This window comes from Shewanella sp. TC10 (assembly GCF_009663145.1).
Lineage (GTDB): Bacteria > Pseudomonadota > Gammaproteobacteria > Enterobacterales > Shewanellaceae > Shewanella.
In genome coordinates, this window is sequence record NZ_VKHR01000011.1 from 35,074 (window position 1) to 49,248 (window position 14,175).

Genomic DNA, 14,175 nt, shown 5'->3' on the forward strand with positions numbered 1-14,175 from the left:
GAATTTATCTTTTAAAATCAGCAACTGATACGGCAAAAATTGCTAAGTTGATCACTCTAAACTGTTTCTGGCTTTTTGTCGTCAACTCTTCGCCAGCACATCCATAACATAAAACAACTAAACACTAACCACATAATGACCCAAAGCCAAGAAGGTAACCAAGTGAGCTGAGAAAGCTTAGCTGCATCACCTTGAGTAGATAGGCCAAATAAAACCGTTGGGCTTGTCATGGCGTTGAGCACGATCATAAGACCGAGCATACGCAATAAACTATTCAACCATGCACTATGGTCAAATTTGAGCGGCAGTAATAAAAACAAAGCAAGAGAAATGAGAATACCAATGGTGAGTATATCTCGCGCCCAAAACACTATAGATGCCACCACGGTTAAGCCTAATAAACCCAAAGTAAAACGTATACCTGAGCGCCATGTGGCTAATAAGAAAATGAGATATCCCCATAGGGCTGCGCCAAAATAACCACTAAAAGTAATTAACGGTGCAAAGCCACCTTGAGTGAAACATAAACCTGCACCATTTGGGAATAATTGAATTTGAACCACTGTGCCCCCACTGATGATTGCAGCTATACCATGAGAGATCTCATGAAAATAACTTTCAAACCATTTGAAGGGAATACTGATAAAAGGCAGTTTAGTGATAACGAATGCGACAATAAGTTCTAGAAAAAATAGCCCTTTAGAAGGGATAGCAGATAAGCTTTTCGGCTTAGGATCATGCATATAAATCGATACCCACCATTTGTTGGATTTGCTCTCGCTGCGTTGCATGCTGATTAAGTAAATACTCTTTTATTGCCCCTGCACTACCTTGAGAGTGATGCTGTTGTGGGTTGCTCGAGGTTTGATGATCATATTGCAATTTTGCATCGACAGCAGATTTAATCGCCGACTCATCAAAATAATAGATTGCTTGCTCATTATCAGAAACAAGTTGGCTATCATTTTGATTGAGGCTATTAACGGTAGCGCTAGTTTTTGATTGCGCTTTAATGGCTGACACATCACTAACAGCATCGACTTGCGCTGATACGTTAGGCTTAATAGCCTGAGACGCCGAACCATTACTGATTGAGAAAGGGTTATAGGAAGACAATGGCTGAACGGCCGAATACATTCTTGATTGCATTCTTGATTGCATAGATGATTGCATTGTTGAGTGCATAGCTGATTGCATAAATTGTCCTCCTTTTGTTAATTAACTCACGTGCACAGATTAAAAATGTGATGATAACCTAGATTATTCTCTGCCAGGAAGCTTTTTCCAAGTCACAGTATCCCGAAGGTAAACAGGTGCTAAATCATCAACTGGGGTAGATAAACCTTGCTCAAAACCAACCTTAGCTAGCTTCAGCATAGCAGCAGCATCAGGGAGTTTAATATCAGTCATTTTAATTGTAGCAACTTCAGCTAACAAATCTGGGTAAGCATCAAAGCCGGTACCGCACAACATAATATCTTGGGTGGTATCTAACGCCAGTTCCACTTTATCTGGGTGGGTAACATGCTCATCACCCACTAATGTGGCAATACCATCAACTGAAGTAAATTGTCCCCAGTAAATTTCATTCATTCTGGCATCAATCGCTACAAAAACCTGTTTTGCATTCATTGAATCTATCGCCATTTGCGCCATTGCAGCCAGAGTCGATATGCCAATAACGGGAATATCATGGCCTAGAGCCAAACCTTGAGTCATGCTGGTACAAATGCGAATTCCAGTAAAACTACCAGGTCCACGTCCGTATGCAATTAAGTTTACATTGGCAATGTTAATCTGCGCTTCTTTAAGAACCTCGTCGACCATAGGCAGCAAACGCTGGCTATGCTCTCGCGGTGCATTGGCAGCGCGATTAAAAACCTGTTGCTGATGCGACAAAGCCGCTGAACAAGATTCTGTACAAGTATCTAATGCAAGTATGGTTAAATCTGAATCAATTTGAGTCATGTAAGCCTTGTTAACCCTAGGGCCTGTTGAACTTTGTTGGTTAAATTTTGTTCGAAGTAAAAGCGTTTTAATCGAGGCGGATGACTTGATGCCTAGTCATCTAAGCACCTTTCACTTACAAAGATGCATCCAACAAAGAGTAAAACGCTTTTAGTCGAACCCTTTGGGCAGCGTTTGTTGAACATTTTTACTGCGTTATCGACTTTTTATGTAGAATAACTACACCGCAAAGTCTCTGCCTTGTATAAATGGCCAACAATTCGCTGCAAAAACAACCTTGAAAGTTCAACAGGCCCTAGACTTTAAATAATGGCCAATATAATAACTTATGGGATACTTTTTAAAAAGCTCAACGCAGTATCTAAATCGCGAGTTCGGCTCATAGGCGGTAGTGAGTTAATAAAAGCTTCACCATATGGACGATTAACAATGCGGTTATCACATAGAATTAATACCCCGCGATCCTTCTCATCTCGGATCAGTCGACCTACTCCTTGCTTTAAACTGATAACTGCTTGAGGCAATGAAATAGTTTGAAAAGGATCTCTATCACTTCTTTCAGCATTAGCGGCGCGAGCCCGGTATAAGGTATCGTCAGGTGACACAAAAGGCAGTTTATCAATAATCACACAACTTAATAGTCGCCCTCTTACATCAATACCTTCCCAAAAACTGCTAGTACCAAGCAAAACACCATTACCCAGTTGCCTAAACTTATTTAATAAGCTTTGTTTGCTCGCCTGCCCTTGTACCAGCAACGGATAGTTAACCTTGCGCTGAAGCGCAATAGCAACTTGTTGCAACATATGATGACTGGTAAATAATATAAACGTTCGACCTTGAGCAGCATTTATTGCTTGAGTACAAACATCAACCAGCTGATTGACATTGGCCGCTGACTGACCAGACTTTGCTAAATGTCTAGGTACGCAGAATAAAGCTTGGTTAGGATAATCAAACGGACTATCTAGAATGAATTGTTTCGCTTTGCTTAGACCTAATTCGTCAGCAAAATGCTTGAGCTGGCGATTAACTTGCAACGTTGCGGACGTAAAAACCCATTGAGTTTGTTTATCAAATAACTGCTGGCATTGCTTAGCGATATTAATCGGAGCTATTCGCAGCATAGTAAAACGACCATTGGGTTCAACGCTGTAAGCTGCATTTTGATCATTACACTCAAAATAGCTTTGTAAATTGCCAACAAGATTAGCTAACTGTGTCACTACCGCATCTATTGACTCACTTCTGCCCACATGCTCAGAAGTCACAGTGACCATACTAGTCAGTTCTTTTAATAAGTCCCAAGATTGCGTTGCTAATTCTTTACTTGAAATAACTTGGCGCCAATCAGTAATTTCAGCTTCAAGCAATTCATTTTGCCATTGAGACAACTTAACTAGAATACGCTGACTTAGCTGCTCTAACTGGATACTGTCACGTAATTCAGTTCGATAGATGTCGATAATTTGATTCAGTAATCGATCGATTTCTCTTGTAGCAATTTGCTGACCAAAGTAATTAATGCAAACGTCAGGTACTAAATGCGCTTCGTCAAATACCACGACATCAGCTTCAGGCAGAAGCTCGGCAAAGCCGGTATCTTTTAATAAACGATCAGCGAAAAATAAATGATGATTCACCACCACAACTTTGGCATCTTGCGCTTTAATTTTTGCTTTGCGGCTAAAACAGACATCATAGTGACTGCATCTTTTCCCTGTACAGCTCTCTTTAGTACTGGTTACGGTTGCTATGGTGGCTGAGTTTTCTGCAACAGAGGTTAAATTACCGATATCACCATCTTTTGTCATGCTAGCCCACTGATTTATCTTTATCAGCTCGTCGACTACTTGAGGGGACATTTGGCTAATTTGAAGAAGGTTTTTTTCAAGTCTGAGTTGGCATAAGTAATTACTGCGCCCTTTTAACAAGGCCGTTTTAGGCGCGACTGAAAACATTTTTAGTAATAACGGTAAATCTTTAAAAAATAATTGTTCTTGTAAGTTTTTACTACCGGTACTGATGATCACCTGTTTTCCGCTTAGTAAAGCTGGGATCAAGTAAGCATAGGTTTTACCTACACCGGTACCCGCTTCAAGTATCACATTATGTTTTTCTTCAATTGCAGCACTCACCGCCATCGCCATATCAAACTGGCTTTGTCTAGGCCGATATTGATGAACACTTCTTGCAAGAGCACCCTGAGGAGAAAAAGCCAGCTCGACTTCTTTTTGTAATCTACTGCTCACATTGAACTCTTAAAAAAAACGCTATTAATTGAATTCTCGTCATCACTCTTTTGGAATAACCCATCTAAAACATTCGTTAGACCATATTATCTATTTAATTAATATGCTTAACAACGAAAGAAAATTTCTCGCCTCCATTACCAGATTAAATCTAACCTTAAAAAGTCTGACCATTGATAAGTATTTTATACCAACTTGTATACACAAGCAGTGTAAAAATAACGCTAAAAATCATACGGATATAAGTTATATTTTTTATTTTGAAAAAAATTACAATTAGTCTTTATTCTGTATTGCAAACAAATTTAAAAGGGGTTAGATTGTTTGTAATGAAATTACACAAGCTAATTTAATAGAGAATTTATTATGTTCATCCGAATCGATACAAATCATCATCACCACCATTTGCGGTAGCCTTCGGATGCTCACTGCCGGAGGACTATTTCCTTCAGGCGGTTGTAAAAAAATACACAAACCCCTGAAAAACATTTCAGGGGTTTTTTAGTTTTAGGCTTTAAATATTTGTTTTTATATTAAATTTATTAGGGGTTACATCATGAGCGAAAATAACAGACTACGTATTGCGATTCAAAAATCAGGTCGACTTTCAAAAGAGTCACAAAAACTGCTAAAAAGTTGTGGCGTTAAATTCAACGTTAATGAGCAAAGATTGATTGTTCACGCAGATAATATGCCTATTGATCTATTACGTGTTCGTGATGATGACATTCCAGGCTTAGTGATGGATGGTGTGGTGGATTTAGGCATTATTGGTGAGAATGTTCTTGAAGAAGAACAAATAGAACGTCAAACATTAGGCAAGCCAGCTGACTGTGTGAAATTACGTGAATTAGATTTTGGTGCATGCCGTTTATCACTTGCTGTTCCTAATGAGTTCAGCTACGAAGATGCAAGTTCACTTGAAGGTTTACGTATTGCCACTTCTTACCCGAACTTGTTGCGTCGTTACATGCAGGAAAAAGGCATTAACTATAGCGACTGTATGCTTAAAGGCTCTGTCGAAGTAGCGCCGCGCGCTGGTCTTTCAGATGGTATTTGTGACTTAGTTTCAACCGGTGCAACGCTTGAAGCTAATGGCTTATACGAAACCGACATTATTTATCAATCAATGGCTTGTATTATTCAGTCTGCTGAAGAGCAAGAGCCAGGTAAACAAGCGCTAATTGATAAAATCTTATCTCGCATGAACGGTGTTGTTAGAGCTCGCGAAAGCAAGTACATCCTACTGCATGCTCCAAGAGAAACATTAGACCAAATTGTTGCTTTACTACCAGGCGCGGAAAACCCAACAGTATTACCACTTAATGATGATACCGATCGCGTCGCTATCCACGCAGTTAGCACAGAAGATTTATTCTGGGACACTATGGAAGAGTTAACGGCATTAGGTGCAAGCTCTATTCTGGTTATGCCAATTGAGAAAATGGCTGGATAATTTATTCCAGTCAATTTGAAAACATCAGCGCATTATAAAAGTAGTAGCGGAGCCACCAATGCAAACTAAATCATCAACACCAACCAAACAATCAATGCAAATTCTGAACTGGGCTGAATTAAGTTCTGAAGCACAGCAGAAAGCTTTATCACGCTCGCCCTTGATTGGTGATAACAGTGTTGAGCAATCTGTTCACGACATCATTAATACTGTCGTAGCTGATGGTGATTCTGCGCTCAAAAAGTTTAGTGAACGTTTTGATGGTGTAAATCTTGAGTCTTTAGCGCTCTCGCCTGCTGAGATTGAGCAAGCGAGCGCAAGAGTGTCGAGCTCAGTTAAGCAAGCAATTGCCAATGCTGTCAGCAATATAGATACTTTTCACCAAGCACAAAAGTTCAATCCAATTGATGTTGAAACTAAGCCTGGGATCCGCTGTGAACTTCGCTCAGAAGCCATTGAAAAAGTCGGTTTATACATTCCTGGGGGTAGTGCTCCGCTTATCTCAACAGTGATGATGCTGGCACTTCCTGCAAAAATTGCTGGCTGCGAGCAAAGAGTGTTAGTCAGTCCGCCTCCAATCAATGATGCCATTGTTTATGCGGCGCAAGTTTGTGGTATCACAGAGATTTACCAAGTCGGCGGCGCGCAGGCGATAGCAGCCCTCGCTTTTGGCACTGAATCAGTACCATCCGTCGATAAAATTTTTGGCCCAGGGAACCGCTTTGTAACTGAAGCCAAAAGATTAGTGTCACAAGACGGTCGCTGCAGTGTGGCTATTGATATGCCAGCAGGCCCTTCTGAAGTGCTAGTCATTGCAGATAAACAAGCAAACCCTGCATTTATCGCAGCAGATTTGTTATCTCAAGCAGAACACGGACCAGACTCTCAAGTTATGCTTGTGACGGAATCTGAAACGATTGCAGATGCTGTTAACTCAGAACTTGAAATACAGCTTGCAGCTTTATCTCGTCAAGACATTGCAGCTCAAGCCTTAAGTTGCAGCCGCACTATTTTAGTTAAAGATATGGCTGAAGCCGCTGTAGTTTCAAATCAATATGGCCCAGAACATTTAATCATTCAAACCGACACTCCACGAGCCGTTTTAGCCAATATTCGCGCGGCAGGCAGTGTCTTTTTAGGTGCTTATACACCTGAATCTGTTGGCGACTATGCCAGTGGCACTAATCATGTATTACCCACTTACGGTTATAGCCGCAGCGTATCAAGCCTGTCATTAGCGGACTTTTGCCGTAGGTTCACAGTGCAAGAGCTAACGGCACAAGGTCTACAAAGCCTTGGAGAAACAGTGATGGTTTTAGCGGAAAATGAGTTACTAGATGCCCACAAAAACGCCGTAGCAGTGAGATTAGAAACGCTTAATAGTTAAAGCTGTTAACAAGACATAACGATGATGGACATCGGCAAGTCCAAGATGGGTATATAAGGCAAAGACTTAAGGTAGTAAAACAATGACAATCAGCAGTGACAATTACAACGATAATGAAAATGGCAATAAGCAATCACTTGCACAGAAATTAGCAAGACCTGAGTTATTAGCCTTAACGCCTTATGAAAGTGCAAGAAGAATTGGTGGCCGTGGCGATGTATGGATCAATGCCAATGAATCTCCTTTTAATAATAGTGATGTCGAAAAGCTTAATCGTTACCCTGAGTGTCAGCCAGAAAGTTTAATTAAAGCTTATAGTGACTATTCAGGGGTTAAAACTGAATTAATCGTTTCGACTCGCGGCGCTGATGAAGGAATTGAGCTACTTATACGGGCTTTTTGCACCCCTGGCAAAGATAGCATTGCTTGTTTTGGTCCGACTTACGGTATGTATGCCATTAGTGCGCAAACCTTTAACGTCGGTGTGATAAACCTGTCATTAACTGACCAATATCAATTACCCCGTGACTTTGCTACGCAAACAGCTGATGCCAAAATAGTGTTTATTTGTAACCCAAATAACCCAACAGGCACAATCATTGATAAGCAAGACATTGAACAAGCGATTGCCGCAATGCCTAATGCAATCGTAGTAATAGATGAAGCCTATATTGAATTCTCTTCAACTTATTCGGTGGCCGACTTAATTGATACTTACCCTAATCTTGTTGTACTGAGAACGTTATCAAAAGCATTCGCTTTAGCTGGTGCACGATGTGGTTTTTTAATGGCCAATAGCGATATTATCGATTTAATTATGCGCGTTATAGCACCTTATCCAGTGCCACTACCTGTATCTGAAGTCGCTGAGAAAGCTTTATCTGAGCAAGGTGTTTTGCTGATGAAGCAACAAGTTGAGCAGTTAAAAGAGCAAGGCAGTCGCCTCAACCAAGCATTAACTCAATTTGGCGCTAAGGTGTTACCAGCAAACGGTAATTTTGTGCTTGCTGAGTTTCAAGATACTCAGCAAGTTAGCCAAGCCATTCAGCAAGCAGGCATTGTCGCTCGAGCATATAAAGATGCTCGTTTAAAAAACCGTATTCGATTTAGCTTTAGTAGCGAGTCTGATACAGAACGACTCATCGCGGTTTTTAGCTCAAAAACATCTACGCCTAATGCATCTAGTCCTAATAAATAAGGTTATCAATAAATATAAATAGAACTTGATAACCAATATCCTAAATAAAGAATATACAAAATAAAGAATATTAAGAAATTAAAGGAAGTCCCATGAAACAAAAGATTTTATTTATCGACAGAGACGGCACCTTAGTTGAAGAGCCTGCGATCGATAAGCAATTAGATAGATTAGACAAGCTGGTATTTGAGCCACAAGTCATACCTTCACTATTGAAGCTACAAAATGCAGGTTACCGCCTAGTGATGGTATCGAATCAGGATGGTTTAGGGACTGACTCATTTCCTCAAGCAGACTTTGACGCCCCTCATAATATGATGATGCAAATATTCGAAAGCCAAGGGGTTAAATTTGATGATGTATTGATTTGCCCGCACTTTGATCACGAAAACTGTAGTTGCCGTAAGCCTAAGCTTGGCCTTGTGAAAGATTATCTTACCCAAGGTAAAGTAGACTTCACCACTTCAGCTGTCATCGGCGATCGCCACACTGACGTTGAGCTTGCTAATGCCATGGGCATCGCTAGTTTTCAATATCAGCCACAAAGTTTAAATTGGCTTGCTATTACTGACGCCCTCCTTAACAAAGGTCGTATTAGTGAAGTGATCCGCACCACCAAAGAAACTGACATTAAAGTCAACATCAATCTAGATGATACCAGCAAAGGTAAGATTGATACTGGCATTGGCTTTTTTGACCACATGCTAGATCAAATTCAAACCCATGGTAATTTTAAAATGGATGTGAGTGTTGATGGCGATTTAGAAATCGACGATCACCACAGTGTTGAGGACACTGCATTAGCTATAGGCGATGCACTACGCCAAGCATTAGGGGACAAACGAGGCATTGCACGCTTTGGCTTTAGTTTACCAATGGACGAAGCGAATGGTGAATGTTTAATGGATATTTCTGGTCGTCCGCTAATCAAATTCAATGCTCAATTTGACCGTGAAATGGTCGGTGAAATGGCCACAGAAATGGTGCCTCACTTTTTCCGCTCATTTGCAGATGGCTTAAGATGTACTCTGCACATCAGCACGGATGGCGATAATGATCACCACAAAGTTGAAGCCTTATTTAAAGTGCTAGGCCGCACATTACGCCAAGCAGTTAAAGTCGAAGGTGATATTTTGCCTTCAAGTAAAGGCGTTCTTTAAAGGTTGAATAAATGACAAACTCAACAACAAAAATCAGCAGCGATACTACTGTTATCCTTGATACTGGTTGCGCCAATTTAAGCTCTGTGAAATTTGCTTTCGAGCGATTACAAGCCGATGTCATTGTTTCAGCAGACCATAAGGTGATTAAATCAGCGGCGCGAGTTGTGCTTCCCGGTGTTGGCACTGCTGGGGCTGCGATGGATGCATTGGTTAACCGCGATTTAGTTGCCATTATAAAAAGTTTAACCCAGCCTGTAATGGGCGTGTGTTTAGGCATGCAAATGCTCACACAAAAATCCTTGGAACACGGCGGCCGGACAGATAAGGATATCGATTGTTTAGGGTTAATCCCGACACAAGTCGATGATTTAGATAGCCAAGGTTTACCTCTGCCACATATGGGCTGGAATCAAATTAGTGTCACTGACCACCCGCTTTTTCAAGGAATACCTGATGGCAGCTATGTTTACTTTGTTCATAGCTTTAAAGCTCCTATCAGCGAATACACCATTGCCACATCACAATATGGTGAGCAATTTAGTGCAGCCATAGGCAAAGATAACTTTTTCGGGGTTCAATTCCACCCAGAAAAAAGCGCTGCAATCGGTTCCAAGATATTACAAAATTTCCTAAATATGGGGAAACCAGCATGATTATTCCTGCAATAGATTTAATTGATGGCCAAGTCGTTAGATTGTATCAAGGTGACTACCAACAAAAGACCACATTTGATTTAAGCCCGCTAGCACAACTGCAATCTTATGAAGCTCAAGGGGCAAATTTACTTCATATCGTAGATTTAACGGGCGCTAAAGATCCTGATAAAAGACAAATCAAATTAATCTCAGAGCTTGTCGCTGGCTTAAAAACTGATATACAAGTTGGCGGTGGTATTCGTAGCGAGCAACAAGTCAAAGAATTACTGGATATCGGCGTAAAACGCGTTGTTATCGGATCGCTTGCGGTAAAAGAGCCTGAACTCGTTAAAAGTTGGTTTGTAAAATATGGCAGTGAAGCCATTTGTTTGGCCCTTGATGTCAATATTAATGAACAAGGCGAGAAAATCGTCGCGGTTTCAGGCTGGCAAACCGGTGGTGGTAAATCGCTAGAATCATTAGTCAGCGAATTTAGTAGCGTCGGGCTTAAGCATGCTCTTGTCACTGACATTAGCAGAGACGGTACGCTACAAGGCGCCAATACAAATTTATATCAAGAACTCGCTGCAAGCTACCCTGAGATTACCTGGCAAGCATCTGGCGGTATCGCTACTCTTGATGATGTTGCCGCAGTTCGTGACAGTAAAGCTGACGGTATTATCATAGGTAAGGCATTATTGATTGAAAACTTCAGCGTCGAGGAGGCAATAACATGCTGGCCAAACGCTTAGTTCCTTGCCTTGATGTTAGAGATGGGCAAGTAGTTAAAGGGGTACAGTTTCGCAACCACGAAATCATCGGTGAAATAGAGCCCTTAGCCGCTAGATATGCGCTTGAAGGTGCTGATGAATTGGTTTTTTATGATATTACTGCTAGTGCCCATGACAGAGTAATTGATAAGTCTTGGGTGAGTCGAGTCGCAGCGCAAATCGATATTCCATTTTGTGTTGCTGGCGGAATTAAAACCGTCGAGCAAGCTAGGCAAATGCTGGCTTATGGCGCCGATAAAATTTCGATTAACTCGCCAGCACTTAGCGACCCAAGCTTAATATCGCGATTACAAGATGAGTTTGGTCGTCAGTGTATCGTCATTGGTATTGATTCATTTTATGACGCTGAATCCAATAGTTATAAAGTAAAGCAGTTTACTGGCGATGAAGCAGCAACCAAAGACACTCAATGGTATACACAGGATTGGGTTGAAGAAGTGCAAAAGCGAGGTTGCGGCGAAATCGTGCTGAATGTAATGAATCAAGATGGTGTTCGCGGCGGTTATGATATAAAGCAACTCAGCATAGTTAGAGCCATATGTGACGTGCCATTAATCGCTTCAGGCGGTGCTGGAACCATGGCGCATTTTAAAGACGTATTTGAACAAGCCAATGTTGATGCAGCCCTTGCTGCCAGTGTATTTCACAAAGGCATAATTGATATCAATGAGTTAAAGAAATACTTAGCCAATGAGAATATTGCGATACGTCTATAGTTAATGACAAATAGTTAATTACAAATCGTTAATTAAATATAGTCATTTAAACGCAGCCAAATAAGACAGATGTGCTAATTAACAAGAGAAAAGAATAATGACACAATCTTCAACAGTAAATTTTGATGCTCAAGAGCTGGCGTGGGATAAACAAGATAATATGATCCCTGCAGTGGTTCAAAATCACCTAACGGGTAAAGTGCTGATGCTTGGCTACATGAACAAAGCCGCATTTGAACATACAATCGCAACAGGAAAAGTCACCTTCTTTAGCCGCTCAAAGCAGCGTTTATGGACAAAGGGTGAAACTTCTGGCAATACCTTGGATTTAATTGCGATTGACAAAGATTGTGATAATGACAGTTTACTAGTGCAAGTTATTCCAAATGGCCCCACTTGTCATACTGGTAGTGAAAGCTGCTGGCCAGATGGTAACGCTCACCCATTTATCGACAACTTAACCAACCTTATCATTTCCCGCAAAGGACAAAGTGCAGACTCTAGTTATACCGCCTCTTTATTTGAACGCGGCACGAAAAGAATCGCCCAAAAAGTGGGTGAAGAAGGCTTAGAAACTGCACTTGCAGCAGCAACCCATGATAAAGAAGAGCTAATTAATGAAGCATCAGATTTGATGTACCATTTAATTGTGTTGCTTGAAGATCAGCAGCTTTCAATGGCTGAGGTGAATAAAAACCTAATGCAGCGCCATATAAAAAGTCAATAAGCGTCAGTTTCAATTAATATAATGGTCAATAACTGAAAAAGGCACCGATTAGGTGCCTTTTTAATGTTGAACGACATATCGCTAGTTTCGAACCTAACTCTGCTAAGTTCAAATCTAATCAAGAAAGCGCTTAAGCCTGCCCTTCCCACAATTTTTCATCATTTTGCATTTTATATAAGCTCTCAGCTCGAGAGACTAATAAGTTAGCAAATTTTAATTGGGTTTCATCACGTGTAGCCCCAGACTTATGTAGGTTCTCAGCTTTAAGTTGCCACATCATTGAGAAATGACGAATCGCTTCACGAGCGGTCCCAGCCACTTTCACATCGACATAATCTGAAGGTAAATCACCAGACATAACCCAAAATGTTTGCTTAGTTGGTTGCTTAGATTCCATTTTCCAAATTGCAAGGTATGGCACTAAGTAACGGCTTTCATCAGCAAGTACTTTAGACGGGATGACCCCTTTCTCAGCGAGGAATCGATTGGCTTTTTGGAATTGCGCTTGGACCCATTGTTGTCTTTGAACTTCAGGATCTTGTTGTTCTGTTTTCGGCTCAGCCACTGACTCGGTCATTCTTTCTTCCTATTTTATTGTTATATTTGCCATCATAAAAATAACATCAACACCTATAAAAAGGTGACAAATGTAACGAAACGCATAAAAAGTTTACGTTTACGTAAAGTGGCAAGCTAAATTGCCACGTAGATCACAAAATTATATGAATCTAACTTTGTTGAGAGTATCGCTAAATGCTATCGTTCTGCAATAAATAATAACAACCAGTCGTTATCCCGTATCATTCTAACGACTTTTTTATCGCACAGCGGAGATCACAAGTGGCTTTATTTAATCATGTATCGTTTGATAACCACGAACAAGTCGTTTTTTGTCACGATGAAGAAAGTGGCTTAAAAGCAATTATTGCAATTCATAACACCAACCTTGGCCCAGCTGTAGGTGGTTGTCGTATGTGGAACTACGATTCAGATGATGAAGCAGTTAACGACGTTTTACGTCTTTCACGCGGCATGACATACAAAAATGCCCTTGCAGGTTTAACTATGGGCGGTGGTAAGTCAGTGATTATTGCCGATCCTAAAACAACAGATCGTGAAGCACTATTCCGCGCATTCGGTCGTTGTATTCATACTCTTGGTGGTAAGTACTTTTCAGCAGAAGATGTTGGCGTTTCAACAGCTGATATCATGATTGCACATCAAGAAACACCTTACATGGCAGGTCTTGAAGGTAAAAGTGGCGATCCATCTCCTTTCACAGCCCTAGGCACGTATTTAGGTATTAAAGCAGCGGTTAAGCATCAACGCGGTCTAGATAGCCTTAAAGGCCTTAAGATTTCAGTACAAGGTGTTGGCCATGTAGGTTACTACTTATGTAAACATTTACATGAAGAAGGCGCTGAACTTATCGTTACTGATATTCATCAAGCGTCTTTAGATAAAGTGGCTACAGAATTCGGTGCCACGGTAGTTGCACCACAAGACATCTATACCCAAGACGTTGATGTTTACGCACCATGTGCATTAGGTGCAACGATTAACGACACCACTATTCCGCTATTAAAAGCAACCATAGTGGCAGGTTGTGCAAACAATCAACTAGCTGAAGTACGTCACGGTGAAACGCTTAAAGCCAATGGCATTTTATACGCTCCAGATTATGTGATTAATGCTGGTGGTATTATTAATGTCTCTTTCGAAAGTGATTACGACGCGGCTAAATCAACCGCTAAAGTTGAAGAAATCTATAATACGCTAATCAAGATTTTTGATGAAGCAGAAAAGAACAATCGCACCACAGGTGATGTGGCTGACGACATGGCTCGCGCTATCATTAACGCAGCTAAGTAAGACCTATTGC

14 protein-coding genes are annotated in these 14,175 nt (G+C 40.9%); 9 read left to right on the forward strand and 5 right to left on the reverse strand.

Going from position 1 to position 14,175, the window contains the following annotated elements; genetic code table 11:
* Positions 1 to 56 precede the first annotated feature (56 nt).
* From FNZ24_RS05705 to FNZ24_RS05720, 4 genes are all read right to left on the reverse strand, one after another.
* Positions 57 to 743: a M50 family metallopeptidase gene (locus tag FNZ24_RS05705; protein WP_153913500.1), complete on the reverse strand. Its 687-nt coding sequence runs from the start codon at positions 741 to 743 to the stop codon at positions 57 to 59.
* On the reverse strand, positions 736 to 1,197 hold the full coding sequence (locus tag FNZ24_RS05710) for a hypothetical protein (RefSeq protein ID WP_153913501.1): 462 nt from the start codon (positions 1,195 to 1,197) through the stop codon (positions 736 to 738). The genes FNZ24_RS05705 and FNZ24_RS05710 overlap by 8 nt, the downstream gene beginning before the upstream one ends.
* Positions 1,198 to 1,260: 63 nt before the next feature.
* The gene (gene tsaB, locus FNZ24_RS05715) at positions 1,261 to 1,968 is read right to left on the reverse strand and encodes a tRNA (adenosine(37)-N6)-threonylcarbamoyltransferase complex dimerization subunit type 1 TsaB (protein WP_153913502.1); all 708 of its coding nucleotides are present in this window, start codon (positions 1,966 to 1,968) and stop codon (positions 1,261 to 1,263) included.
* Between the two features lie 326 nt (positions 1,969 to 2,294).
* A complete protein-coding gene (locus FNZ24_RS05720) occupies positions 2,295 to 4,220 on the reverse strand; it encodes an ATP-dependent DNA helicase (RefSeq protein ID WP_153913503.1) in 1,926 nt (641 codons plus the stop codon).
* A gap of 556 nt (positions 4,221 to 4,776) precedes the next feature.
* Between FNZ24_RS05720 and hisG the strand changes: the two genes are divergently transcribed.
* From hisG to hisIE, 8 genes are all read left to right on the forward strand, one after another.
* Positions 4,777 to 5,676 (forward strand): ATP phosphoribosyltransferase, encoded by a 900-nt coding sequence (gene hisG / locus FNZ24_RS05725; protein ID WP_153913504.1) that lies wholly within the window; start codon positions 4,777 to 4,779, stop codon positions 5,674 to 5,676.
* Positions 5,677 to 5,770: 94 nt separating this feature from the next.
* Entirely contained in the window at positions 5,771 to 7,063 is a 1,293-nt protein-coding gene (hisD, locus tag FNZ24_RS05730) for a histidinol dehydrogenase (protein WP_153913551.1), read from the forward strand.
* Positions 7,064 to 7,145: 82 nt separating this feature from the next.
* Positions 7,146 to 8,261, forward strand: a complete 1,116-nt coding sequence (gene hisC / locus FNZ24_RS05735; protein ID WP_153913505.1) for a histidinol-phosphate transaminase — start codon at positions 7,146 to 7,148, stop codon at positions 8,259 to 8,261.
* Between the two features lie 92 nt (positions 8,262 to 8,353).
* The gene (hisB, locus tag FNZ24_RS05740) at positions 8,354 to 9,421 is read left to right on the forward strand and encodes a bifunctional histidinol-phosphatase/imidazoleglycerol-phosphate dehydratase HisB (protein ID WP_153913506.1); all 1,068 of its coding nucleotides are present in this window, start codon (positions 8,354 to 8,356) and stop codon (positions 9,419 to 9,421) included.
* A gap of 11 nt (positions 9,422 to 9,432) precedes the next feature.
* The gene (gene hisH / locus FNZ24_RS05745; RefSeq protein ID WP_153913507.1) at positions 9,433 to 10,077 is read left to right on the forward strand and encodes an imidazole glycerol phosphate synthase subunit HisH; all 645 of its coding nucleotides are present in this window, start codon (positions 9,433 to 9,435) and stop codon (positions 10,075 to 10,077) included.
* A complete protein-coding gene (hisA, locus tag FNZ24_RS05750; protein ID WP_153913508.1) occupies positions 10,074 to 10,811 on the forward strand; it encodes a 1-(5-phosphoribosyl)-5-[(5-phosphoribosylamino)methylideneamino]imidazole-4-carboxamide isomerase in 738 nt (245 codons plus the stop codon). Before hisH ends, hisA begins: the two co-directional genes overlap by 4 nt.
* The gene (hisF, locus tag FNZ24_RS05755; RefSeq protein ID WP_153913509.1) at positions 10,793 to 11,566 is read left to right on the forward strand and encodes an imidazole glycerol phosphate synthase subunit HisF; all 774 of its coding nucleotides are present in this window, start codon (positions 10,793 to 10,795) and stop codon (positions 11,564 to 11,566) included. Before hisA ends, hisF begins: the two co-directional genes overlap by 19 nt.
* 97 nt (positions 11,567 to 11,663) lie before the next feature.
* A complete protein-coding gene (gene hisIE / locus FNZ24_RS05760) occupies positions 11,664 to 12,293 on the forward strand; it encodes a bifunctional phosphoribosyl-AMP cyclohydrolase/phosphoribosyl-ATP diphosphatase HisIE (RefSeq protein ID WP_416384817.1) in 630 nt (209 codons plus the stop codon).
* Positions 12,294 to 12,423: 130 nt separating this feature from the next.
* On the opposite strand, the gene FNZ24_RS05765 is transcribed toward hisIE, so the two are convergent.
* Positions 12,424 to 12,870: a DUF4826 family protein gene (locus tag FNZ24_RS05765; RefSeq protein WP_153913511.1), complete on the reverse strand. Its 447-nt coding sequence runs from the start codon at positions 12,868 to 12,870 to the stop codon at positions 12,424 to 12,426.
* Positions 12,871 to 13,133: 263 nt separating this feature from the next.
* Here FNZ24_RS05765 and FNZ24_RS05770 point away from each other — a divergent pair, with 263 nt between their 5' ends.
* On the forward strand, positions 13,134 to 14,165 hold the full coding sequence (locus tag FNZ24_RS05770; protein WP_153913512.1) for a Glu/Leu/Phe/Val dehydrogenase dimerization domain-containing protein: 1,032 nt from the start codon (positions 13,134 to 13,136) through the stop codon (positions 14,163 to 14,165).
* The last annotated feature ends 10 nt before the right edge of the window (positions 14,166 to 14,175 follow it).

Coding starts and splice junctions, on each gene's coding strand:
- FNZ24_RS05705 (WP_153913500.1), bottom strand. CDS start 743: ATGCATGATCCTAAGCCGAAAAGCTTATCTGCTATCCCTTCTAAAGGG.
- FNZ24_RS05710 (WP_153913501.1), bottom strand. CDS start 1,197: ATGCAATCAGCTATGCACTCAACAATGCAATCATCTATGCAATCAAGA.
- tsaB (WP_153913502.1), bottom strand. CDS start 1,968: ATGACTCAAATTGATTCAGATTTAACCATACTTGCATTAGATACTTGT.
- hisG (WP_153913504.1), top strand. CDS start 4,777: ATGAGCGAAAATAACAGACTACGTATTGCGATTCAAAAATCAGGTCGA.
- hisD (WP_153913551.1), top strand. CDS start 5,771: ATGCAAATTCTGAACTGGGCTGAATTAAGTTCTGAAGCACAGCAGAAA.
- hisC (WP_153913505.1), top strand. CDS start 7,146: ATGACAATCAGCAGTGACAATTACAACGATAATGAAAATGGCAATAAG.
- hisB (WP_153913506.1), top strand. CDS start 8,354: ATGAAACAAAAGATTTTATTTATCGACAGAGACGGCACCTTAGTTGAA.
- hisH (WP_153913507.1), top strand. CDS start 9,433: ATGACAAACTCAACAACAAAAATCAGCAGCGATACTACTGTTATCCTT.
- hisA (WP_153913508.1), top strand. CDS start 10,074: ATGATTATTCCTGCAATAGATTTAATTGATGGCCAAGTCGTTAGATTG.
- hisF (WP_153913509.1), top strand. CDS start 10,793: ATGCTGGCCAAACGCTTAGTTCCTTGCCTTGATGTTAGAGATGGGCAA.
- hisIE (WP_416384817.1), top strand. CDS start 11,664: ATGACACAATCTTCAACAGTAAATTTTGATGCTCAAGAGCTGGCGTGG.
- FNZ24_RS05765 (WP_153913511.1), bottom strand. CDS start 12,870: ATGACCGAGTCAGTGGCTGAGCCGAAAACAGAACAACAAGATCCTGAA.